The sequence below is a fragment of the Pectobacterium sp. CFBP8739 genome (assembly GCF_013449375.1).
In the GTDB taxonomy this organism is placed as follows: Bacteria; Pseudomonadota; Gammaproteobacteria; order Enterobacterales; family Enterobacteriaceae; genus Pectobacterium.
This window is the reverse complement of sequence record NZ_JACDRR010000007.1, coordinates 265,311-287,755: the sequence shown is the minus strand read 5'-3', so window position 1 is coordinate 287,755 and position 22,445 is coordinate 265,311. Positions and strand designations below refer to the sequence as shown.

Annotated in this window: 22 protein-coding genes; 5 read left to right on the top strand and 17 right to left on the bottom strand. The window is 51.8% G+C overall.

Translation table 11 applies throughout. The annotated features are described in order from the left end of the window. Positions 1-25: 25 nt before the first annotated feature. From H0247_RS07295 to yfbV, 4 genes are all read right to left on the bottom strand, one after another. Complete coding sequence (locus tag H0247_RS07295) at positions 26-1,858, bottom strand: SLC13 family permease (protein ID WP_180741948.1); 1,833 nt, start codon at positions 1,856-1,858, stop codon at positions 26-28. Positions 1,859-2,035: 177 nt separating this feature from the next. Next, positions 2,036-2,692: a sugar phosphatase gene (locus H0247_RS07290; protein ID WP_180741947.1), complete on the bottom strand. Its 657-nt coding sequence runs from the start codon at positions 2,690-2,692 to the stop codon at positions 2,036-2,038. Positions 2,693-2,713: 21 nt separating this feature from the next. Beyond that, positions 2,714-3,208 (bottom strand): YfbU family protein, encoded by a 495-nt coding sequence (locus tag H0247_RS07285; protein WP_180741946.1) that lies wholly within the window; start codon positions 3,206-3,208, stop codon positions 2,714-2,716. A 165-nt stretch (positions 3,209-3,373) separates the two neighbouring features. Next, entirely contained in the window at positions 3,374-3,829 is a 456-nt protein-coding gene (gene yfbV / locus H0247_RS07280) for a terminus macrodomain insulation protein YfbV (protein WP_180741945.1), read from the bottom strand. Between the two features lie 469 nt (positions 3,830-4,298). Here yfbV and ackA point away from each other — a divergent pair, with 469 nt between their 5' ends. Further along, on the top strand, positions 4,299-5,501 hold the full coding sequence (gene ackA, locus H0247_RS07275; RefSeq protein WP_180741944.1) for an acetate kinase: 1,203 nt from the start codon (positions 4,299-4,301) through the stop codon (positions 5,499-5,501). A 78-nt stretch (positions 5,502-5,579) separates the two neighbouring features. Beyond that, positions 5,580-7,718, top strand: a complete 2,139-nt coding sequence (gene pta, locus H0247_RS07270) for a phosphate acetyltransferase (protein WP_180741943.1) — start codon at positions 5,580-5,582, stop codon at positions 7,716-7,718. Positions 7,719-7,832: 114 nt separating this feature from the next. Here pta and yfcD read toward each other — a convergent pair whose 3' ends face one another. Next, complete coding sequence (yfcD, locus tag H0247_RS07265; RefSeq protein WP_180741942.1) at positions 7,833-8,483, bottom strand: NUDIX hydrolase YfcD; 651 nt, start codon at positions 8,481-8,483, stop codon at positions 7,833-7,835. A gap of 122 nt (positions 8,484-8,605) precedes the next feature. After that, entirely contained in the window at positions 8,606-9,157 is a 552-nt protein-coding gene (yfcE, locus tag H0247_RS07260; RefSeq protein WP_180741941.1) for a phosphodiesterase, read from the bottom strand. A 263-nt stretch (positions 9,158-9,420) separates the two neighbouring features. Between yfcE and yfcG the strand changes: the two genes are divergently transcribed. The 3 genes from yfcG (at position 9,421) to H0247_RS07245 (ending at position 11,468) form a co-directional block, all read left to right on the top strand. After that, the gene (gene yfcG / locus H0247_RS07255) at positions 9,421-10,047 is read left to right on the top strand and encodes a GSH-dependent disulfide bond oxidoreductase (RefSeq protein ID WP_180741940.1); all 627 of its coding nucleotides are present in this window, start codon (positions 9,421-9,423) and stop codon (positions 10,045-10,047) included. A gap of 124 nt (positions 10,048-10,171) precedes the next feature. Beyond that, positions 10,172-10,543, top strand: a complete 372-nt coding sequence (gene folX, locus H0247_RS07250; RefSeq protein WP_180741939.1) for a dihydroneopterin triphosphate 2'-epimerase — start codon at positions 10,172-10,174, stop codon at positions 10,541-10,543. Between the two features lie 19 nt (positions 10,544-10,562). Next, complete coding sequence (locus H0247_RS07245) at positions 10,563-11,468, top strand: TIGR01777 family oxidoreductase (RefSeq protein WP_180741938.1); 906 nt, start codon at positions 10,563-10,565, stop codon at positions 11,466-11,468. A 412-nt stretch (positions 11,469-11,880) separates the two neighbouring features. Here H0247_RS07245 and hisP read toward each other — a convergent pair whose 3' ends face one another. From hisP to H0247_RS07190, 11 genes are all read right to left on the bottom strand, one after another. After that, positions 11,881-12,654, bottom strand: coding sequence for a histidine ABC transporter ATP-binding protein HisP (gene hisP / locus H0247_RS07240; RefSeq protein ID WP_180741937.1), 774 nt, complete (start codon positions 12,652-12,654; stop codon positions 11,881-11,883). A gap of 16 nt (positions 12,655-12,670) precedes the next feature. Beyond that, positions 12,671-13,387: an ABC transporter permease gene (locus H0247_RS07235; RefSeq protein ID WP_180741936.1), complete on the bottom strand. Its 717-nt coding sequence runs from the start codon at positions 13,385-13,387 to the stop codon at positions 12,671-12,673. Next, entirely contained in the window at positions 13,380-14,069 is a 690-nt protein-coding gene (locus H0247_RS07230) for a histidine ABC transporter permease HisQ (protein ID WP_180741935.1), read from the bottom strand. The genes H0247_RS07235 and H0247_RS07230 overlap by 8 nt, the downstream gene beginning before the upstream one ends. A gap of 126 nt (positions 14,070-14,195) precedes the next feature. Beyond that, on the bottom strand, positions 14,196-14,975 hold the full coding sequence (locus H0247_RS07225) for a lysine/arginine/ornithine ABC transporter substrate-binding protein (protein WP_180741934.1): 780 nt from the start codon (positions 14,973-14,975) through the stop codon (positions 14,196-14,198). Positions 14,976-15,394: 419 nt separating this feature from the next. Beyond that, on the bottom strand, positions 15,395-15,967 hold the full coding sequence (locus H0247_RS07220) for a UbiX family flavin prenyltransferase (RefSeq protein ID WP_180741933.1): 573 nt from the start codon (positions 15,965-15,967) through the stop codon (positions 15,395-15,397). A gap of 230 nt (positions 15,968-16,197) precedes the next feature. Further along, positions 16,198-17,715, bottom strand: coding sequence for an amidophosphoribosyltransferase (purF, locus tag H0247_RS07215; protein WP_180741932.1), 1,518 nt, complete (start codon positions 17,713-17,715; stop codon positions 16,198-16,200). A 21-nt stretch (positions 17,716-17,736) separates the two neighbouring features. Next, entirely contained in the window at positions 17,737-18,237 is a 501-nt protein-coding gene (gene cvpA, locus H0247_RS07210; protein WP_180741931.1) for a colicin V production protein, read from the bottom strand. Between the two features lie 317 nt (positions 18,238-18,554). Next, positions 18,555-19,277: a cell division protein DedD gene (dedD, locus tag H0247_RS07205; RefSeq protein WP_180741930.1), complete on the bottom strand. Its 723-nt coding sequence runs from the start codon at positions 19,275-19,277 to the stop codon at positions 18,555-18,557. Next, the gene (folC, locus tag H0247_RS07200; protein ID WP_180741929.1) at positions 19,267-20,535 is read right to left on the bottom strand and encodes a bifunctional tetrahydrofolate synthase/dihydrofolate synthase; all 1,269 of its coding nucleotides are present in this window, start codon (positions 20,533-20,535) and stop codon (positions 19,267-19,269) included. The genes dedD and folC overlap by 11 nt, the downstream gene beginning before the upstream one ends. Before the next feature lie 105 nt (positions 20,536-20,640). Further along, the gene (accD, locus tag H0247_RS07195; protein WP_180741928.1) at positions 20,641-21,558 is read right to left on the bottom strand and encodes an acetyl-CoA carboxylase, carboxyltransferase subunit beta; all 918 of its coding nucleotides are present in this window, start codon (positions 21,556-21,558) and stop codon (positions 20,641-20,643) included. Between the two features lie 224 nt (positions 21,559-21,782). Further along, on the bottom strand, positions 21,783-22,445 hold the full coding sequence (locus H0247_RS07190; RefSeq protein WP_180742041.1) for a DedA family protein: 663 nt from the start codon (positions 22,443-22,445) through the stop codon (positions 21,783-21,785).

The following is a 22,445-nucleotide window of genomic DNA, read 5'->3' as shown; positions in this document are numbered from 1 at the left end:
CATCCGCTATAACGGAAAAACACCGTCAGAACGGATACAACCACGGCACCATTACCACGCTGACCAGCATCACCAGAACGGTAAAGGGGACGCCAACGCGCACAAAGTCCCCGAATTTATAACCGCCCGGCCCCAATACCAGCGTATTCACCGGTGACGAGACTGGCGTCATAAATGCGGCGGATGCCGCAATCGCAATGATCATCGCAAAGGGATACGGTGACACGCCCATCTGCTTCGCCGCGGCAATCGCAATGGGTGCCATCAGCACCGCCGTCGCCGTGTTGGAAATAAACAGACCGATCACCGCACACAGTACGAATAAGCAAACCAGCATCACATGCGGCCCAGCGTTCCCGGCAACATCCATCAGCCCTTTAACGATCAGCGCGACACCGCCAGTTTGCTGCAACGCTAGCGCAAACGGCATCATTCCGACGATAAGAATAATGCTCGGCCAGTGAATAGCTCGATAAGCACTCTCCATGTCGATACAGCGGAATTTACCCATCAGCAAACAGGCGATCAGCGCAGCGACCGCATTGGGTATTTCATCCGTCAGCATCATCGCCACCATCAGTGCAAGACAAAATAGCGCATGTGGAGCCTGACTCACCGCGGGCGCAACGTCATCCACTTCGGCAGGAAGATTAAGCAAAAGGAAGTCGTTTTTCTGTGTATGTAACTGCCGGATCATGCGCCAGTCGCCCATCACCAGCAGAATATCACCGAGCTGGAGCGGTTCATCGGCAAGGATACCTTCCATCGCTTCACCTGACCGGCGGATCCCCACGACGCTCAGTCCATAGCGGCTGCGGAAGCCAACGTCGTACAGCGTTTTTCCCAACAGCTCGGAATCAGGAATCAACGAGACTTCCGCCATCCCCACATCACGAGCCTGCTCAGAAAAATACTCACCGCGCAGCACCATAGGTTCCAGCCGCTGCGCGGTACAAAATTCACGTAAATCCACTTCCGATGCTGACATGTCGATCAGTAGAACATCGTTCAGGCGAAGTTCGGTATTGCCCACTACGCTGATCATCACGCGGCGAAACTTACGCCAGCGTTCAATCCCCACCACGTTCGCCCCAAAGCGCTGACGCAGGCGTAAATCATCCAGCCGATGACCGATAAAAGGCGACCCCGGACGAATCGCCAGCCGACGCGCCCTGCCCGTCAGCCGATAATCACGAATCAGATCGCGGAACGTTCTTCTCTTCCACACTTCTTTTGCTGTGGCTGTCTCCGCGCCGCCAAGCCAGTAACGCGCCACCATCATATACGCCACACCCAACAGCAATACCACTATCCCTATCGGCGTCACGCTAAAGAACCCGAAACCTGCCACCTCTTCACGTATCAACTCGCTGCTCACCACCATATTCGGCGGCGTCGCTACCAGCGTCATCATGCCGCTAATCAACCCGGCGAAACTCAGCGGCATCATCAGCCTTCCGGGGGAAATCTTCATCCGTGCGGAAACACTCAACACCACGGGAATAAAAATCGCGACAACCCCGGTGGAACTCATGAAGGCCCCCAGCAACGCAACAGTGACCATCAGTAAGATCAGCATCTTCATCTCAGCGCTGCCCGCCACGCGAACCAGCCAATCACCAACCTGATAAGCAACACCGGTACGAACCAACCCCTCACCAATCACAAACAGGGCCGCAATCAATATCACATTAGGATCACTGAACCCGACCAACGCTTCAGATAGCGTCAGCGTGCCGCTCAGTACAAACACGATAATGACCAACAATGCTACGACGTCCATGCGTAATTTATTGGTGGTAAACAACACAATGGCGATCAGCAACAGGGATAAAACCCAGAGAAGTTCGCTATTCAAAACGGTTCCCCTGACGGAAAAATGCATATTGAGAGGTGTGGATTCGCATACCCTGAAAAAGGGAGCCAACACACAGGCAGCTTGAAGTATGGCAGGTATAGTCTGCCATAAAAAAACCTCGCGGGTGCAAGGTCTGATCATATTTACTTACCGTTTTGTCATGAGGTTACAGACGACCTACTGGCGCAGAAGTACCTTAGCACCGTTCGGTAATGTCTCTATTTCTATCTGCTCCAGCGAATCCAGTACCAGATCGACCTGATCCAGTTTTGGCGTATCTGCGGGGGCTTTTACCGCAATGACCTTGCAACCCGCGGCCAGACCAGACAACACACCCGCGGGCGCATCCTCAACGACGACACACTCTTCCGGTTTCAACCCTAACTGCTGCGCACCAAGTAAATAGGCATCAGGATGAGGCTTACCTTTGGCAACCTGCTCCGCCGTAATAAAGGCACGAGGAGCAGGCAGTTCTCCACGATGATGGCGCGCGCTGGCAATCGGCACCGTGCCAGACGTCACAATCGCCCAGGGAATATCCAGCGCATCCAAACGCTCCAACAGCGCCTTAGCCCCTGGCATGGCAACAATGCCCTGCGTATCAGACGCTTCCGTTTTCTCCAGCGCATCAAATTCTTGTTGAATCGTTTCTTCGCTTTGCCCTTGAAGAAAGTGACGCAGGGATGTGATGGCCTGCTTGCCATGAATAAAATCCAGCACTTCCTGTGGTTCAATACCGTGATCTTTTGCCCAGTTAATCCACGCACGTTCTACAGCCGGCAGTGAATCGACCAGCGTACCATCGAGGTCGAACAGAAAACCTTTACACTCCACAGAAAGCCCCTTATTCATTAATCAGGCGTTGATGACCTGTGCGATCTCCACCGCACTCAAGTGATACTGGCGCGGGCAGGATTGCCAGACCGCCAGCATTCTGTTGTATTTTTCCCACATCTTTGTCTGCGCGTTAAACCCATGCGTGCCTGAATCAAAGTGGGGGTAGCGCCCTTCAACATGTACCATAAAGCGTACAAAGCCGAGGTAGCGCGCTTCCGTTGCGGCATCAAAGCCCAGGAAGGTCAGACGCCGTTCGTCCACATCCTGCTTATCTTTCAGATTGGTCCACGACACCTGCAGCGCATGGTGCATTTCCATGATGTTAATAATGGTGCGGCAGACGTCTTCAGTTAGCTCACCAAACTCACGATCCAGTTCGCGCATCTGCAAACCGTAACCACGCTCAATGATCGTTTGTAGCCGACGATAGCGCTCGGCGTTGTCAGGATCGAGCATCGTCATCATTTTGTATTGGTTTGAAAGGATTAATCTCTGGGCATTCGTCATTTCCATGTTGCTCTCCTGAACCCTCTTTGGTGTAAGCCAATGTCGCTAAATAGGTATTAACCGCAGAATCGCATACTGAATCGTGTCACGATAGCGGTAGCCACCGCTTCTTTGATTTGAAACAGGGGAAAGAAAAAAATAGCCATCAACCCGCACACAGCCTGACGCCGATCACAAATCATCAAGGAAGGTTTTATCAAGCTGGTTGAATGCCCGCTTCAGCACATCCGCTAACGCTTGGTACGTCGGCGCTTCTTCCAATGGGGCTAACGCCTGACCTGACTCCAGCAGCTTATGACGAATGTCATGGAACCACTGTGCCAGCGTCGGCGGTAAGGGCGTAACGGAACGGCGGCCAAGCCACCAAAGCCCCTGCAATGGCAAACTACAGGCAAAGAGTGCGGTGGCGATGGCTGGGCCGAGCTGGCCGCCGAGCGCGATCTGCCACGTTAAGGTAAACACCGCCAGCGGCGGCATAATGCGGATGCCGAACTGCGTCGCTCGCGCCACGCGGTTTTCAGGAAAGACGGGTGCCAGTTGCTTTTCTGCCGGCCACGTTTTCATGTAATGCTGCCCACGTTGGAGTAGCTGTAGCCAACTGATTCTACTGTCTGGTTTCGTCGCCATAGCCACACCTCAACTTTACAGATAAAAAATAAAACTTTTGCACAAATCAACAACTCAAGTTGATAAGGTTAAAATATATTTTGTGTTTGCCTTACGCTATCGGTATCCTAGATCGGCCTTTTGGCCGCTGTATACCTAAAGTAGTATGACTACACGCAAGGAGTATAATTCCCTTCGCGACATAAGCGCAGCCAACGGCCATAACGCGGTTATCCATCGCTTTAAAGCTGCGGTTTACATCAGGTCGACGTCACGTTGTTGTAGATAGTAGTTGTAGAGATTAGTTATAGCGATTAACTGTTGTAACGATTATCCGATATAACATACGTCATCGTATCGACCCTATTTCATCATCGTGTCTGGTGTATCGCACCAAGGCATGATGTTAATCATAAATGCCAGCGGCGGCATGCGATACGCTATGCCCTGTATGACATTTTTTAACCATGTATAACAAGTAGGTACTTCCATGTCGAGTAAGTTAGTACTGGTTCTTAACTGCGGTAGTTCGTCCCTGAAATTCGCCATCATCGATGCGATTAACGGAGAAGAGTACCTGTCTGGTTTAGCCGAGTGTTTCCACCTGCCAGAAGCCCGCATCAAATGGAAAATGGACGGCGGTAAACAGGATGCCGAACTGGGTGCTGGTGCCGCTCACAGCGAAGCGCTGAACTTCATCGTCAACACCATTCTGTCTCAGAAACCAGAGCTGTCAGCTCAACTGGTTGCTATCGGCCACCGTATCGTTCACGGCGGTGAGAAGTTCACCCAATCCGCGATCATCACTGATGATGTTCTTCAGGGTATCAAAGATTCCGTACCTTTTGCACCTCTGCACAACCCGGCGCACTTGATCGGCATCGCTGAAGCACTGAAATCCTTCCCTCACCTGGCTGATAAAAACGTTGCTGTCTTCGACACCGCGTTCCACCAGACCATGCCGGAAGAGTCTTACCTTTATGCACTGCCGTACAAACTGTATAAAGAAAACCATATCCGTCGCTATGGCGCGCACGGCACCAGTCACTACTTTGTTTCCCGCGAAGCTGCAAAAGTGCTGAACAAGCCAGTAGAAGAACTGAACGTGATCACTTGCCACCTAGGCAACGGTGGTTCCGTTACGGCAATCCGCAACGGCGAATGTGTTGATACTTCTATGGGTCTGACGCCGCTGGAAGGTCTGGTGATGGGTACACGTAGTGGTGATATCGATCCTGCGATCATTTTCCACCTGCACGACGCACTGGGTATGAGTGTTGATGCAATCAACAAATTGCTGACCAAAGAATCTGGCCTGTTGGGTCTGACTGAAGTGACCAGCGACTGCCGTTACGTTGAAGATAACTACGAGACGAAAGCAGACGCGAAACGTGCGATGGACGTTTACTGCCATCGTCTGGCTAAGTACATCGGTTCCTATGCCGCGCTGATGGAAGGTCGTCTGGATGCCGTCATTTTCACTGGTGGTATCGGTGAAAACGCCGCAATGGTGCGTGAACTGTCACTGAAAAAACTGGGTCTGCTGGGCTTCGACGTCGATCACGAACGCAACCTGGCTGCACGCTTCGGTAAAGGTGGCAACATCGCTAAAGATGGTACCCGTCCGGCGCTGGTTATCCCGACCAATGAAGAATTGGTCATCGCTGAAGACGCTTACCGTCTGACCGCGTAAAACAAGCCCCTCCAACACCGTCAGCCAAGGCTGACGGTGTTGTTTTTGACTAACGAGCAACCGTAAAGAGGTTCGGCCGTGTCCCGTATAATCATGTTGATCCCAACTGGCACCAGCGTCGGTCTGACAAGCGTCAGCCTGGGTGTCATCCGTTCCATGGAACAGAAAGGCGTTCGCCTGAGCGTGTTCAAACCTATCGCCCAGCCGCGCAGTGGCGACAATACGCCCGATCAAACGACCACCATTATTCGTGCAAATTCCGCCATCAACGCCGCCGAGCCGCTGGCGATGAGCCGCGTTGAAGCCCTGCTGAGCTCCAACCAGCAAGACGTGCTGATGGAAGAAATCATCGCGCGCTATCACGAAAATACCAAAGACGCCGAAGTCGTTCTGGTTGAAGGTCTGGTTCCTACTCGTAAGCACCAGTTTGCTAACGCATTGAACTATGAAATCGCCAAAACGCTGAACGCAGAAATCGTCTTCGTACTGGCACTGGGTAACGACTCCCCGGCCCAGTTGAAAGACCGCATCGAACTGGCGCGTTCCAGCTTCGGCGGCAGCAAAAACAAAAACATCACTGGCGTGATCATCAACAAGCTGAATGCGCCGGTAGACGAACAGGGACGCACTCGCCCTGACCTGTCTGAAATCTTTGATGACTCCACGAAAGCCAGCGTTGCTAACGTCGATCCGAAGCAACTGTTCGCTAACAGCCCGCTGCCGGTGCTGGGTTGCATTCCATGGAGCTTTGACCTGATCGCTACGCGTGCCATTGATATGGCGAAGCACCTGAATGCGCGTATCATCAATGAAGGTGATATTCAGACGCGTCGCGTTAAATCCGTTACCTTCTGTGCACGCAGCATTCCTCATATGCTGGAGCACTTCCGTCCAGGTTCACTGCTGGTGACTTCCGCCGATCGCCCTGATGTTCTGGTTGCCGCTTGTCTGGCTGCCATGAATGGCGTGGAAATCGGTGCCCTGCTGCTGACCGGCGGCTACGAAATGGATCCGAGCATTGCCAAGCTGTGCGAACGCGCCTTCCAGACGGGCCTACCTGTATTTATGGTCAACACCAACACCTGGCAGACCTCACTCAGCCTGCAAAGCTTCAACCTTGAAGTTCCGGCTGATGACCGTCAACGCGTAGAGAAAGTACAGGAATACGTTGCACGCCATATCGACACCCAGTGGATCGATTCCCTGAGTGCAGAATCTGAGCGTTCACGTCGCCTGTCTCCACCAGCGTTCCGCTATCAGTTGACTGAGCTGGCGCGTAAAGCTGGTAAGCGCATCGTGCTGCCAGAGGGTGATGAGCCGCGTACGGTTAAAGCCGCTGCTATCTGTGCTGAACGCGGTATTGCTCACTGTGTGCTGATCGGTAACCCAGAAGAAATTCAACGTGTTGCAGCTGCTCAGGGCGTAGAACTGGGCAAAGGCATTGAAATCGTCGATCCGATTGTTGTCCGTGAGCGCTATGTGGCGCGTCTGGTTGAACTGCGTAAAAGCAAGGGCATGACCGAAGTGGTTGCGCGCGAACAGCTCGAAGACAACGTGGTTCTGGGTACGCTGATGCTGGAACAGGGTGAAGTTGACGGTCTGGTTTCTGGTGCCGTTCACACCACCGCTAACACCATCCGTCCGCCGTTGCAGCTGATCAAAACAGCACCGGGCAGCTCACTGGTATCTTCTGTCTTCTTCATGCTGCTGCCTGAGCAGGTTCTGGTTTACGGCGACTGCGCCATCAACCCAGATCCAACCGCAGAGCAGTTGGCTGAAATCGCTATCCAGTCTGCGGACTCCGCTACGGCATTCGGCATCGACCCACGCGTTGCCATGATCTCTTACTCCACCGGTAACTCCGGCGCAGGTAGCGATGTTGAGAAAGTGCGTGAAGCAACCCGTCTGGCGCAGGAAAAACGTCCTGATCTGGTCATCGATGGTCCGTTGCAGTACGACGCCGCTATCATGGCAGACGTTGCACAGTCTAAAGCACCGAACTCACCTGTTGCGGGTAAAGCTACCGTGTTCATCTTCCCTGACCTGAACACCGGTAACACCACCTACAAAGCGGTACAGCGTTCAGCCGACCTGATCTCTATCGGGCCAATGCTGCAAGGCATGCGTAAACCAGTTAACGACCTGTCTCGTGGCGCACTGGTAGACGACATTGTTTACACCGTCGCCCTGACTGCCATTCAGGCTACACAGATCTAATCTGTTTGAGAGCGTGGATAATTGATGCCAGCCTTCGGGCTGGCATTTTTATTTGGAAGAAGAGCAAGGAGAGATGCCGCAGCGGAAAAAAAGCCCCAGCGAAACGGGTCCTGATTATTTCTGTGAATCCGTCTCTGATGGAGCAACGTTGCTGTCATTCTCATCATCAACATTGCCATGATTCACAACAGATGCCTCTGTAGCCTCAACCGCCTCATTCAACTTGCGTGAAATTGGCTTACCGTATTCCCGATCGCTATAGCGCGTCAGCCACAACGACAGGGCTTTCAGCGAGTCTGGCGTAAATTCATCGCAGCGTGCAGTAATCTCCTGTGGCGTCAGCCAGCTTACTTCGTCCACTTCTTCTTCCTGTAACGCAAATGGTCCGTGAGTGACGCAGCTAAACAACGCGCCCCACACTCGGCAATTCTCGCCTTCGTAATAAAACAAGCCGTGCTCTGCGAATGGCACGCCAGCAATACCGAGTTCTTCTTCCGCTTCACGACGTGCGGATTCCAGCATTTGCTCACCACTTTGCACCACACCACCTGCGGTCGCGTCCAGCCAACCTGGATAGAAATCTTTGATTTTGGTCCGGCGTTGCACCAAAATTTTACCCATTCCATCATGCACAACAATGTAAGTAGCACGATGACGAAGACTCTGCACACGCATCTGCTGACGACTTGACTGAGCAATTACCTCGTTGTTTTCATTGACGATATCAACCCACTCTGTGCCTGCTGCCTGACTTTGTTCCGCCATCCTCTGAAACCCTTTAGTATTGGCACGTTGCTACGCGCGTCTGTTTTAAATGATCGATTTTGCTGTAAATATTCCCTGCTACCTTGCCGTTATTCAAGGTCAAAAACAGGGTATATGCTAAATTAGTGTCTAATTGAGACCTGTGCAATAGGCTCGCGGCCGTGTAACGGCAGAACCCGAAGCGTGTCTTGTTCAAGCAAGCCATAGCTCGCAGGAAATCCCCCTTTCGGCAAGCTTACTGAGCCGGGATTGAATAAATAATATTCTCCGCGTCGCTCGGCAACTGGGATATGAGTATGACCATATACCAGCACATCCCCCACGCGTAACGGCGGCAGATTATCTGGATGATAAAGATGACCGTGCGTCAGGAAAAGACGATTCTGCGGTAAGAGTACATGTTGCCACGGTGCCGTGATCGGGAAGGTCAATAACATCTGATCCACCTCGCTGTCGCAATTCCCGCGCACGGCGATAATATGTGACGCAAAGGCGTTAAGTCGCGTTGCCACCTCTGCGGGTTGATACGTCTCCGGCAGCGGATTACGCGGGCCATGATTGAGAAAATCGCCCAGCAGGATAAGCCAATCGGCATGACTCTGCTCAAAGATCTCCAGCACACGTTCTGTCGCGCTGAGAGAACCGTGTATATCGGACGCAAACATCAACTTCATCGTTATCTCCACAATGTTTATCTCAGCTGTGTTTATATTCACAACCTCCCCATCTTTTATCGAAAATAGTCTACCAAAGTTGACTAGGAGCTTCCGGTAAAGATCGCTCAACGACGTGCGTCATCGCTTATTTTTCCATCGTAGAAGTGGTAGGGTAAGAGCCCGTTCCCCAATACGCTATTCTGACAGCGCATCGCACTGTGAAGCGATCACCTGCCATACAGTCCATGATGTTTTTCTGAATTAAAACGGAGATGTGATTCATGATTGACCTGTATTACGCACCAACCCCTAATGGACACAAGATCACCCTGTTTCTGGAAGAAGCGAATATCCCCTACCAGCTCCACCGCGTGAATATCAGCAAAGGCGAACAGTTCAGACCGGAGTTTCTGGCAATCTCGCCTAATAATAAAATTCCCGCGATTGTCGATACACAGCCCGCGGAAGGTGACACGCCTATCAGCCTGTTTGAATCTGGCGCGATCCTGCTTTATCTGGCGGAAAAGCACGGCGTGCTGTTAAGTTCGTCACTGCGTGAGCGTACAGCCACGCTGCAATGGTTGTTCTGGCAGGTTGCTGGTTTCGGACCAATGCTGGGACAGAACCATCATTTTAACCACTATGCGCCTCAGCCAGTGCCTTACGCCATTGAACGCTATCAGCAGGAGACACAACGCCTGTACCGCGTGCTGGATAAACATCTGCAAGACGGTCCGTGGCTCGCTGGGGAGCATTACAGCATCGCCGATATCGCAACCTACCCGTGGGTGGTTTCTTATGCCCGCCAGCGTGTCGACCTTGATGATTATCCGGCGGTAAAAGCGTGGTATACGCGTATCAGTGAGCGCCCAGCAACGCAACGAGCCTATCAACTCGCTGGGCAATAAAATTCTGGCATCATCTCATTCGGCCTTTGGGTATCTTCTGCTATGGTAATCAACATATTGTCGTTAACGATACCCCTGACGCTGCGGCGTTATCGCAGTCACAGAAGCAACCGAGGGCCGAGCAATGCCACATCACTATTCTGACGCCGTTATTCGTATAAAAAATCTGCGTTTGCGCACCTTCATCGGTATCAAAGAAGAGGAAATTACGAATAAGCAGGATGTGATCATCAACGTTGTGATTCACTACCCAGCAGAACAAGCCCGCAACAGCGAGAATATCGCTGATGCGCTGAACTACCGCACCATCACCAAAAGCATTATTCGGCACGTGGAAGATAACCGTTTCGCGTTGCTGGAAAAATTAACGCAAGATGTGCTCAACATCGCCAGCGATCACGAATGGATCACCTATGCTGAAGTAGAAGTCGATAAACCGTTTGCCCTGCGATACGCCGATTCGGTTTCCATGACCCTGCGTTATCACAGGGCATAAAAATAGGGAGAGGGGTGCGATGCAACTACTCATAACAGGCGGAACCGGCCTTATTGGTCGCCATCTTATCCAACGATTACAGCTGCTTTCCCATCACATTACGGTACTGACACGCGATCCTGAGCGCGCGCGAGGTGTTCTCGGCAATCAGGTGGAATATTGGTCAACGCTGAGTAATATCACTTCACTGAACGACTTTGATGGTGTTATCAATCTGGCAGGCGAACCTATCGCTGAAAAACGGTGGACGCCACAGCAAAAACAGCGTCTGGCAAAAAGCCGCTGGAACATCACCGAGCAGCTTGCTGCGTTAATAAAAACCAGCAGTGAACCACCAGCCGTTTTTATCTCAGGTTCTGCTGTCGGGTATTATGGCGATCAGGGGGAAGCGCTGGTTACGGAAGATGAATCTCCGGTCGATGAATTCACGCATCATCTGTGCGCCCGCTGGGAAGCGCTGGCGCAATCCGCCGAAAGCGATAAAACCCGCGTCTGCCTGCTGCGCACTGGCATTGTACTTTCAGCACAAGGGGGCGCGCTGGCAAAAATGCTGCCAATTTTCCGGCTCGGGCTTGGCGGGCCAATGGGTTCTGGCAAGCAATATATGCCGTGGATTCATATTGATGACATGGTTAACGGTATTATTTATCTGCTGGACCAGCCGATATTGAGCGGCCCCTTCAACATGGTTGCGCCCTATCCGGTTCATAATGAACAATTTTCCGCCACGCTGGCACACGTCTTGGATCGCCCCGGTTTTCTACGAGCGCCCGCTTTTGCGATCAAATTACTGATGGGAGAAGCCTCAACGCTGGTGCTGGGCGGACAACGAGCCCTTCCACAGCGGCTAGAAGCCGCTGGCTTTGGTTTCCGCTTCTTTGAGCTGGAAGAAGCCTTACAGGACGTCATCAAGAAACCGAGCTGAAGTTTGATAAAATGCCCAAATAGTCTGCACTTCTGGCGTAAAATTGTGCAGAGGTGGGCATGACCGCCGGGGGAGCCGCATGGATGCGGCGAAGGGCAGTGCCGCGTCGGACAAAAACGTCAGAGACGTTTTTGAACAGCACTTGTGCTGGCCCGAAGGGCGAGCCCCGTTAATGGGGCGAGTAAACGCGTCACTGGCGGTCCGAATAGCGGTCAGGAACGCCGAAGGCATCGCGCAGCGGCACAATTCTCGCCCAAAAGCCAGTGGTCAAGGAGCAGCGGCAACTGAGCGCTCCTTGTCGGCGTGTAGATAAAGTATAAAAATACTCGGTGGTTAACACGCACGAAACTTTTACACTATCCGACATAGAATGGTGAAAAGGCTAGAGGCTGATAACCATCAGCCCCAAAACCTACTTCAACGCACCAGATAAAAACTGCTGCAAACGCGCGCTTTTCGGGCTGCCGAACAGTTGATCCGGTGGCCCTTCTTCTTCGATCACGCCCTGATGTAGGAAGATAACGTGGCTGGAAACATGGCGGGCAAACTCCATTTCATGCGTCACCACGACCATCGTTTTCCCTTCCTCCGCAAGCTGCTGCATGATGCGCAACACCTCACCGACCAGTTCGGGATCGAGTGCCGATGTCGGCTCATCAAATAATAACACCTCCGGTTCCATCGCCAGCGCGCGCGCAATCGATACGCGCTGCTGCTGACCACCAGAAAGATCCGACGGGTATTTCTGTTGGGCAGAATCGGTAATCCCGACTTTGTTCAAATAGAAGATCGCCCGCTCGCGTGCTTCCGCTTTGCTAAGTCCTAATACCTGAACCGGCGCTTCCATCACGTTTTCTAACGCCGTCATGAAGCTCCACAGGTTGAAGTGCTGAAACACCATCGTCAGACGCGTCCGCAGCAGCTGAAGCTGTTTTTTATCAAACACTTTCAGCTGTCCGTCCGTATCTCGCACCATGCGAATTTCCTGATCGCTGACGTAAATCGCCCCTTCGCAGGGTTTTTCCAGAAAATTAATGCAGCGCAGTAAGGTACTTTTTCCTGAACCGGATGAGCCAATAATTGAAATAACGTCACCCGCTTTCGCCTGTAATGAGATCCCTTTAAGCACCTCATGTTGGCCATAGCGTTTACGCAGTTCCGTCACCATCAGTTTGTTATTCGACATGCTCTTTTTCCTGCGTTTAATGGGATGAACGGGTATAAAGATGACGTAACCAGCGCCGTTCCGCTCTTCTGAACAGTCCGATTAACACAAATGAGATCGCCAGATAGATAACCGCAGCGATACCAAATGCATAAAACGGCTGGTAGGTTGCGGCGTTGATATCGCGGGCAATCTTCAGAATATCCGGTACGGTCACGGTAAAGGCCAGCGCCGTCGAATGCAGCATCAGAATCACTTCGTTGCTGTAGGCAGGCAGCGCGATACGTAGCGCCCCCGGCAAAATAATGCAGCGATATTGCTTAAAGCGGGAGAAACCGTATGCTCTGGCCGCTTCAATTTCCCCATGCGGCACCGCACGGATTGCTCCCGCAAAGATCTCTGTCGTATAGGCACAGGTATTGAGCGCCAGCGCCAAAATGGCACAGTTTAGCCCGCTGCGAAAAAAGGCATTCAGCAGGTCGGTACCGCGCACAATCTCCAGGCTATACACGCCGGAATAGAACACCAGAAGCTGCACATAGAGTGGCGTACCACGGAATATATAAGTAAATAGCCATACCGGAAAACTGAACCGGCGTCGCGGCGACACGCGGGCAATCGCCAGTGGCAACGCCATCAGCCCACCGATGATCACCGAAGAAATAAGCAGCCAGAGCGTCATCGCCAGGCCGGTCAGACGGTAACCATCGCTCCACAGTAGCGGCTGCCAATATTGTTGCAGGATCTCACTCATAGTTTACTTTCTTGACTCCCTGCGAATAGTGCCTTTCCAGCCACCACAACACGCCGTTAGAAACGGTGGTAAAGATCAGGTACATCGCCCCGGCAACCAGCGCAAAATAAAACGGTTCATGTGCACCCTTGCCAGCCAACTGCGTCGCCTTAATCACATCATTCAGGCCAAGCAGTGACACCAGCGCCGTGGCTTTCAGGATCACCTGCCAGTTATTGCCAATACCCGGTAGCGCAAAGCGCATCATGGAAGGAAACAGAATGCGACGAAACACCTTTATGGGAGAAAAACCGAACGCCACAGCCGCTTCGATTTGTCCACGCGGCACGGCAAGATAGGCACCGCGAAAGGTTTCCGTGAAATACGCACCGTAAATAAAGCCCAACGTAATAATCCCAGCGGTCAAAGGATCGATGTCAATCTGCGCCATTCCCATCGATTCCGTCACGCCGTTTAAGACGATTTGCAGGCCATAGAAAATCAGCAGCATCAGCACCAGATCGGGAATGCCGCGAATCAGCGTGGTATAGCAGGAAAAACAACCTGCCAGCAGACGGTTGGAAGACAACTTCGCCGATGCGCCAATCAGGCCGATAACCAGCGCCAACAGTAGCGAACTGGCTGCCAACTCCAGCGTCATGATGGCACCGTCCAGAATTAGCTGGGAATAGCCATAGAGCATCAATGATATCCGTTGAAATAGCGGTTAATGGCACAATGCGTCATCATCAGGAATACGACACGGGAGGAACGGTCCCATGTCGTAGGCCCTGCGATTTCGCTACAGAGTATGAATCGTTAGGAAAAATTAGCCGCCGTAGACATCAAAATCGAAGTATTTTTTCGCGAAGGTATCGTAAGTACCATCTTTACGCATCTCTTCAAAGGCTTTATCCAGCGCGGCTTTCAGCTCGGTATCCGCTTTACGCAGACCCATCCCCGTCCCCACACCGAAGAATTTGTCATCTTTCACCGCTGGGCCAGCAAACGCGTAGTCTTTGCCCATATCAAGCTTCAGGAAACCTTCGCTTCCCGCGACTTCATCTTGAAAAGCAGCATCGATACGGCCTGCGCTCAGATCTGCATAAATCAGATCCTGGTTTTGGTAAGCCACAACCTCAACGCCTTTTGGCTGCCAGTTCGCGTTGGCAAATGCCTCCTGCGTCGATGCCTGCAACACTCCAACACGCTTGCCGCCCAGAGAGGCTAGGGTCGGCTCGATGCTCGCGCCCTTCTTCGCAATCAGACGCGCGTTAGCTGCATACAGTTTCTCGGTGAACGCAATTTCCTGCTGGCGTTTTTCAGTGATGGACAGGGAAGAGATGATGGCATCAATTTTTTTAGCTTTAAGGGAAGGAATTAATGCGTCAAAGTCACTTTCTACAAACGTACAGTTAGCCTGAATGCGTTTGCACAGCTCTTTCGCCAGATCGATATCAAATCCAACCAGTTCACCGTTAGCGTTTTTGGATTCAAAGGGGGCATAGGTCGGATCGGTGCCGATTTTAATATTCTTAGGAATTTCCGCCATCGCGCTGCCCGCAGCCAGAATGAGTGCCAACGGCAAAACTTTGATCAGTTTCTTCATATTGCTACCCTTATCATGAGTGATTGATGTCATGTGTCGTCAACGTCGGAATAGATATCGATTTATTGCTTTAAAAATGAACGATGTGAGTGCTATTTGTTTTTTAATGCCGACGATTACCGTTTTCATTAGTAAGCAGTTTTCATGCCACAATGAATGCAGGGACACCGTAAAAACCGCATAGGCAATTCATGCAGAAAATAATTAGTAATCATTTGATTATTAAGTATTTTATGCGTAAGTTTTCGGCGTGTAATAATAAAAATAGATAACATTGCCATGAATACAAAAACCCAATTGCACCATTCAGGTGCTATTGAGCACAAAATTGGTGCAATGTGATAAAAAAGCACAAAAAAAGGGCAGTAATACTTTACTGCCCGAAGAGAAGAAAACGGCACGCGTTAGCGTCTAGCCTGCTACGACGCACCTTGCCAACGGATAAAGAGATCTTTCGGCAGTTCGATATCAAACTGGTCCAGAATACGATTCACCGTCTGATCGACAATATCCTGCACACTTTCTGGGCGATGATAAAATGCAGGCACAGGCGGCATAATTATTGCGCCTAGCTCAACGGCCGTCGTCATCAGCCGTAAATGCCCCAAATGCAGCGGTGTTTCACGAACCCCTAGCACCAAAGGACGACGCTCCTTCAGCACCACGTCGGCCGCACGGGTTAATAAATTATCGCTGTAGCTGTGCACAATGCCGGACAGGGTTTTTATCGAACAGGGTAAAATTACCATCCCCGCCGTTTTAAACGACCCCGAAGAGACGCTGGCAGCAATATCACGCGTATCATGCACCACATCAGCCAGCGCCTGCACATCACGCAGGCTAAAATCGGTTTCTAACGCCAGCGTTTGCCGAGCGGCCTGACTCATAATCAAATGTGTTTCGATACCTTCCAGCGTCTGTAAAACCTGTAGCAGCCGGACACCGTAAATAACACCGCTGGCACCGGAAATTCCCACAATGAGTCGCTTCATTCGTACTGCCTCTGGCTGACCGCGTAAGCAAAAACGCGGAAAAATCATCTGCGCAAACTTTGCCGCATTGACTGGCGATAAGCAAGGAGAAGCGCTGAAGCGATGTTTTTATATACAATGCTGTTTTTTACATACAACGGTTTTCTCTATGCAACATGTTTTCTATATAAAAAAAGGAAGACACTTTCGCGCCTTCCCCTTTTAATGAAGCCTTGACGTGCAGTTAGCCGTTAGCCTTCGTTGTGCAATTCCAGATCTTCGACTTCATTCTGGCTACGTAACGCTTTGGCGTCGTCATTGCGTAAGACCTCCAGATAATCCAGATAGCCCTGATCGACATCTTTCGTCACGTAAATCCCGTTGAACACCGAACATTCAAACTGAGTAATATCTGGGTTATCTTCACGCGCCGCCTCGATCAGATCATCGAGATCCTGGAAGATGAGTGCATCAGCACCGATAATCTTACAGATTTCATCCACTTCTCTACCGTGAGCAATCAGCTCATTCGCGCTCGGCATGTCGATGCCATACACGTTAGGGAAGCGAATTTCCGGTGCCGCCGAAGCCAGATAAACACGTTTGGCGCCAGCTTCACGCGCCATCTCCACAATCTGTTCTGACGTAGTACCACGCACGATGGAATCATCCACCAGCAACACGTTTTTATCACGGAATTCGGCACGATTAGCGTTCAATTTACGACGCACTGATTTCTTACGTGCTTGTTGCCCCGGCATGATAAAGGTACGGCCAACGTAGCGGTTTTTCACAAATCCCTGACGGTACGGCTTGTTGATAATACGCGCGATTTCCAGCGCGATATCACAAGACGTTTCAGGAATCGGGATCACGACATCGATATCGAGATCTTCCCACTGACGTGCAATCTTTTCACCCAGTTTCTGGCCCATGCGAACGCGTGCGCTATAGACCGAGATTTTATCGATGAAAGAGTCTGGGCGAGCAAAGTAAACATATTCGAACAGGCACGGGTTGCTCTTTGGATTTTCTGCACACTGGCGGGTAAACAGCTGTCCTTTTTCCGTAATGTAGATCGCTTCTCCCGGCGCCACATCGCGTAAAAATTCAAAGCCCAGCGTATCCAGCGCGACGCTTTCCGACGCCACCATATATTCGCTGCGGCCATCTTCCAGATCGCGCTTACCAATCACCAACGGACGAATCCCGTTAGGATCGCGGAAAGCCACCATACCGTGACCGATAATCATGCCGACACAAGCATAGGCACCGCGAATTTGCTGGTGCGTCGCGGCAACGGCCGCAAAAATATTATCGGCTTCTAGTGGGTAATGTTGGAAACGGTCCAACTCTCTGGCAAAAATATTCAGCAGGATTTCAGAATCAGACGTGGTGTTAACGTGACGGCGCTCCTGCTCGAACAGCTTTTTACGCAGCTCGTGGGCGTTAGTCAGGTTACCGTTGTGAGCCAACGTGATACCGAAAGGAGAGTTAACATAGAAAGGCTGTGCTTCCGAGGCGCTGGAACTGCCCGCGGTTGGATAACGCACATGACCAAGCCCCATGTTTCCCTGTAGGCGCTGCATGTGCCGCGCTTCAAACACATCTTTCACCAGGCCATTAGCCTTACGCAGGCGAAAACAATTAAAGGCATCGATGGTTACAATACCCGCTGCATCCTGCCCACGGTGTTGCAACACCGTTAACGCGTCATAAATCGACTGGTTGACCGGTGTAAAACCGGCGATACCGACAATACCGCACATGGTGTCTTTTCCTCATCAGCGCTACCGCAGCGGTAAATGCTGCGGCAAGAAACTTGACGTGCTTTGCAGGTAGTCAAAAAACCACCTGATAATATAACTGAACTGCGGGATTAACTGGGACTGCTTCCAGTCATCACTTTGTGAAAAACCGGTGAAAGTATCCAGAAAGAATAGCAGTGCGGAAACGATCAGCACCCCGCGCAGCGCACCAAAACAGATGCCCAGAACGCGATCGGTGCCGGATAATCCGGTACGTTCAACCAGCGAACTAATCGCATAGTTGACGATAGCCCCCACAATCAACGTTGCAACAAACAGAATGGCAATCGCGATACCGTTACGCACCAGCTCATCATCAAAACGAGTGAAGTAGACCGCGAGGTACGCGTAGTAATGGCTGGCAACAAAAAAAGCACATCCCCAGGTTACTAACGACAGCGCTTCACGAACAAACCCCCGGATCAGGCTAACCAGAGCCGAAAAACCGATGATGCCAATAATGACGTAATCAACCCAAACCATGAACGATCCTAATAATGAACGATGCTACCGATAAGCCGCTACGTCATCCTGTTCGCGGCGCATTCTAACAGAAAAAGAAAACGTTTGCGTAGCGTATTTCCGCCGATTTCATCAATAGATAATCAGGCGAAAAAATCAGCAACAGACCGTGCCTGAGTCTATTAACCGTCGGCATAATAAAATCAACAACAACCGTCTTAAAACAGCTACGGGGCGAAGCATCACGCCTATGAGCCTCATCCCCGTGGCCTGTTTCTATCTATCTACGTGGCAGACGACAAACTCCTCCACCCCGTTATTCTCACGCTCGACGACCGTTAACGAACGGAATGCGCACGCACCTGTCCGCTTAGCCCACTGAGTTGTTTCAGCTCACCCAGCGAGGACTCTAACTTCTGCTTAGACGCATCCGGCCCCACATAAATACGGGTGATTTCTCCTGAAACCGGCGTTGACGGCACGGTATATGCGCGATAGCCGGAAAGACGCAATTTGGCGACAATTTCATTCACCTTGTCCGCGTTTTTCAGTGCACCAAGCTGCACAATGTAGGCCTGTCCGACAGGGGCTTGCGGGGCTGGTTGGGTTTCAGGCTTCACTTCCGGCTTAGGCTCAGGCTTTGGTTTCACTTCTGGCTTCACCTCAGGTTTTGGCTGAGGCTTCGGCATCACCGGGGGCTGAACCGGCGGACGCTCAACCACAACCGGCGGTGCCATCATCGCTGGCGTATTCGTGCCAGAATGGGATGATGCTGGTGTCTGCGTTGTGGTTTCAGGTGCTGTCGCTGCCCTCGCCTCAGGCGCTTCAGCTTCCGAAGTGTTCTGCATCGCCGCTTCCGCCCCTTCCGGTGGCAAAGACGGGTTCAGCGCAGGCAGCGATTCCATCTCATTACTGTCACCCGGTTTAGGGATCAACGGAATCGACGCAAACTCATCCTCGTAGTGCTTCTTCTTACCGTCCAACAGGCCAGGTAAGACGATCACGCCCAACGCGACCAGAATGACCGTCCCCACCAGGCGATTCTGAAATTTACTCGCCATTCGCCTTCTCCTCATCCAGCGCTTCCATCACATGCGCTACCGTATGAAAAGATCCACACACAATGACGATATCCTGCTCCATCGCCTCGGACATCGCCTGCTGCCAGGCAGCCACAACATCGGGGAACGATTGGCTGCGCGTCAGGTGCTCGGCAATCTGCTGCGCAGTGGCACCACGCGGCCCTTCCAACGGTGCGCAATACCACTCATCCACCAACGGCGTTAGGTGAGCCAGCGTACCGGCAATATCTTTATCCGCCAGCATGCCGACGACGGCCCGCACTTTTCCAGCTTTCGGCAACGCTGCTAATCGGTTTGCCAGGTAGGCGGCCGCATGAGGGTTATGAGCAACATCAAGAATCACTCGCGGTGATGCCTGCACCGTCTGAAAACGCCCAGGCAATGACGCGTGCCGTAAACCCTGTCGAATCGCGTCTTCACTCACATTGAGTGACGAATAGTGCAGCGCAGCCAGCGCCGTGGCAGCATTAGCCAACGGAACATTGGGTAATGGCAAACGCGATAACTCACGCTGCTTATCCTGCCAACTCCACGTCTCGCGCTGAACGGAATAGTCCCAGTCCCGACCACGACGGCGCAGCAGTGCCCCTTTCTCTGCGGCAACATCGGCAATCGTTCCCGGCATATCCGGCTCGCCGACAACAGCAGGTCTACTCTGACGGAATATCCCCGCTTTCTCACGGCCAATACTTTCCCGATCGCTACCCAACCAGTCGGTATGGTCGATCGCAATGCTGGTGACGACAGAGACATCCGCATCCACAATATTAGTCGCATCCAGACGCCCGCCTAATCCCACTTCCAGAATAACGACATCCAGATTGGCCTGCTTAAAGAGTTGCAATGCCGACAACGTACCGAACTCAAAATAGGTGAGCGATACCGCCCCTCTTCCTGCTTCGATATCCGCAAACGACTGAGTGTGCTGCGCTTCAGGCAATTCTTTGCCCTGAATACGCACTCGTTCGGTATAACGCACAAGATGGGGAGAACTGTATACGCCAACTCGCAGCCCAGCGGCCAGTAGAATGGATTCCAACGTACAACAGGTGGTTCCCTTGCCGTTTGTCCCCGCGACAGTGAAAACCGTTGCGGCAGGCTGTAGCAGTTGGAGATGTTCAGCAACCTGTTTAACGCGCTCCAGACCTAAATCAATGGCCTGCGCGTGCAGGTGCTCAAGATAATGAAGCCACGTGACCAAAGGTGACGTGGCTTGAGGTATTTGAAGAGTATCCATGAGTCCCGTTCACTGGCTTACGGTTCATTGCGGGCTGAGCGTGCATATGGCTACTCGGTCGAGAACGACGTGGTCGAGTACCACACGCCCAGCCCATCATGTCAATTATGCGTCATCCTGTGATGATTCAGACGGCGCATCGCTGCGGATTTCCACGTCATCGTTGCCCGGCTCTGGATGATTCGTCAGTTTGGCAAGAATGGTGGCCAGCTTGTAGCGCATTTCTGGACGACGAACGATCATATCGATCGCCCCTTTCTCAATCAGGAATTCGCTGCGCTGGAAGCCCGGCGGCAGCTTTTCACGCACGGTTTGTTCAATAACACGTGGACCGGCAAAACCGATCAGCGCTTTCGGTTCAGCAATGTTCAGATCGCCCAGCATCGCCAGACTCGCGGAAACCCCGCCCATCGTCGGGTCAGTCAGCACGGAGATATACGGCAAGCCGCGCTCACGCATTTTTGCCAATGCCGCACTGGTTTTCGCCATTTGCATCAGCGACATCAGCGCTTCCTGCATACGCGCACCGCCACTGGCAGAGAAGCAGACCAGCGGGCAGCCGTCTTCCAATGCCTGCTCAACGGCACGTACAAAACGCGCGCCCACAACAGACGCCATTGAACCGCCCATGAAAGAGAACTCAAATGATGCAGCCACAACCGGCATGCCATACAACGTGCCTTTCATGACGATCAGCGCATCTTTCTCATCGGACTGTTTCTGCGCAGAAACCAGACGATCTTTATATTTTTTGGAATCCCGGAATTTCAGGACATCCTTCGGCTCCAGTTCGCTTCCCAGCTCAACAGTGCTTTCTTTATCTAAAAACGCCTGTAGGCGGTTACGTGCGGAGAGACGCATATGGTGATCGCACTTCGGGCAGACCTCCAAGTTACGCTCCAGCTCAGCACGATAAAGAACCTGACCGCAGCTATCACATTTTGTCCAGACCCCTTCAGGAATATTCGCTTTACGGGTCGGTGTGATGTTGCTTTTGTTAAGAATTCGTTCAATCCAGCTCATTGATAACCTTTCTGCTTGAACCTGGCAAATGCCAGTCCGCTGTTCATGTTATTCCCTGACAACATTGCCAATGAAAAAATGCCTGAGACGCACGACAATCGCGGTACAAAGGCATCGGCACCCAGGGTGTTCCCAAGAACAGACCATAAATGCTGCCCATTAAACCATAACGTTCCGGTACTGTGGATAAAAAACTGGTCAAACCGGATGTTAAAATACTTCATTTATTTCACATTGCCGCCCACAACCGCTCTACGATGACGGACAATCTCAATAACGCCCGGCAGGATAGAGAGAAAAATAATCGCGACAATCAGTAATTTCAAATTTTCCTGCACCACTGGTAAATCACCAAACAGGTAGCCCGCATAGGTGAATGACAACACCCACAGCAGCGCACCAATGACATTATAGGCAGCAAAATGCCGATAGCTCATGTGCCCCATCCCGGCAACAAACGGCGCAAATGTTCTCACAATCGGGACAAAGCGCGCCAGAATTATCGTCTTACCGCCGTGACGCGCGTAAAACGCATGCGTTTTATCCAGATAGCTGCGGCGGAAAATCTTCGAGTTCGGGTTGCTAAACAGCTTTTCACCGAACAGTCGTCCAATCGTGTAGTTCACTGCATCGCCCGTAATCGCGGCAACAATCATCAGGAACGCCATCGTGTGTACATTCAGATCGTTCGACGGCAGCGCCGCCAGTGCCCCTGCAACAAACAGTAGCGAATCGCCCGGCAAAAACGGCGTCACTACCAGCCCAGTCTCACAGAACAAAATCAGGAACAAAATGGCATAACCCCAGACACCATATTGCGCCACCAGTTCCGCAAGGTGAACGTCAATGTGCAGAATAAAATCAATAATAAACTGTATAAACTCCAT

What these genes read in the sequence shown, in the direction of transcription:
- accD (WP_180741928.1), bottom strand. Translation starts at nt 21,558, where the DNA reads ATGAGCTGGATTGAACGAATTCTTAACAAAAGCAACATCACACCGACC.
- yfcD (WP_180741942.1), bottom strand. Translation starts at nt 8,483, where the DNA reads ATGGCGGAACAAAGTCAGGCAGCAGGCACAGAGTGGGTTGATATCGTC.
- folX (WP_180741939.1), top strand. Translation starts at nt 10,172, where the DNA reads ATGCCACATCACTATTCTGACGCCGTTATTCGTATAAAAAATCTGCGT.
- H0247_RS07190 (WP_180742041.1), bottom strand. Translation starts at nt 22,445, where the DNA reads ATGGAGTTTATACAGTTTATTATTGATTTTATTCTGCACATTGACGTT.
- H0247_RS07230 (WP_180741935.1), bottom strand. Translation starts at nt 14,069, where the DNA reads ATGCTCTATGGCTATTCCCAGCTAATTCTGGACGGTGCCATCATGACG.
- H0247_RS07285 (WP_180741946.1), bottom strand. Translation starts at nt 3,208, where the DNA reads ATGGAAATGACGAATGCCCAGAGATTAATCCTTTCAAACCAATACAAA.
- cvpA (WP_180741931.1), bottom strand. Translation starts at nt 18,237, where the DNA reads ATGGTTTGGGTTGATTACGTCATTATTGGCATCATCGGTTTTTCGGCT.
- yfcE (WP_180741941.1), bottom strand. Translation starts at nt 9,157, where the DNA reads ATGAAGTTGATGTTTGCGTCCGATATACACGGTTCTCTCAGCGCGACA.
- H0247_RS07235 (WP_180741936.1), bottom strand. Translation starts at nt 13,387, where the DNA reads ATGAGTGAGATCCTGCAACAATATTGGCAGCCGCTACTGTGGAGCGAT.
- yfcG (WP_180741940.1), top strand. Translation starts at nt 9,421, where the DNA reads ATGATTGACCTGTATTACGCACCAACCCCTAATGGACACAAGATCACC.
- H0247_RS07220 (WP_180741933.1), bottom strand. Translation starts at nt 15,967, where the DNA reads ATGAAGCGACTCATTGTGGGAATTTCCGGTGCCAGCGGTGTTATTTAC.
- folC (WP_180741929.1), bottom strand. Translation starts at nt 20,535, where the DNA reads ATGGATACTCTTCAAATACCTCAAGCCACGTCACCTTTGGTCACGTGG.
- ackA (WP_180741944.1), top strand. Translation starts at nt 4,299, where the DNA reads ATGTCGAGTAAGTTAGTACTGGTTCTTAACTGCGGTAGTTCGTCCCTG.
- H0247_RS07225 (WP_180741934.1), bottom strand. Translation starts at nt 14,975, where the DNA reads ATGAAGAAACTGATCAAAGTTTTGCCGTTGGCACTCATTCTGGCTGCG.
- purF (WP_180741932.1), bottom strand. Translation starts at nt 17,715, where the DNA reads ATGTGCGGTATTGTCGGTATCGCCGGTTTTACACCGGTCAACCAGTCG.
- yfbV (WP_180741945.1), bottom strand. Translation starts at nt 3,829, where the DNA reads ATGGCGACGAAACCAGACAGTAGAATCAGTTGGCTACAGCTACTCCAA.
- hisP (WP_180741937.1), bottom strand. Translation starts at nt 12,654, where the DNA reads ATGTCGAATAACAAACTGATGGTGACGGAACTGCGTAAACGCTATGGC.
- H0247_RS07245 (WP_180741938.1), top strand. Translation starts at nt 10,563, where the DNA reads ATGCAACTACTCATAACAGGCGGAACCGGCCTTATTGGTCGCCATCTT.
- dedD (WP_180741930.1), bottom strand. Translation starts at nt 19,277, where the DNA reads ATGGCGAGTAAATTTCAGAATCGCCTGGTGGGGACGGTCATTCTGGTC.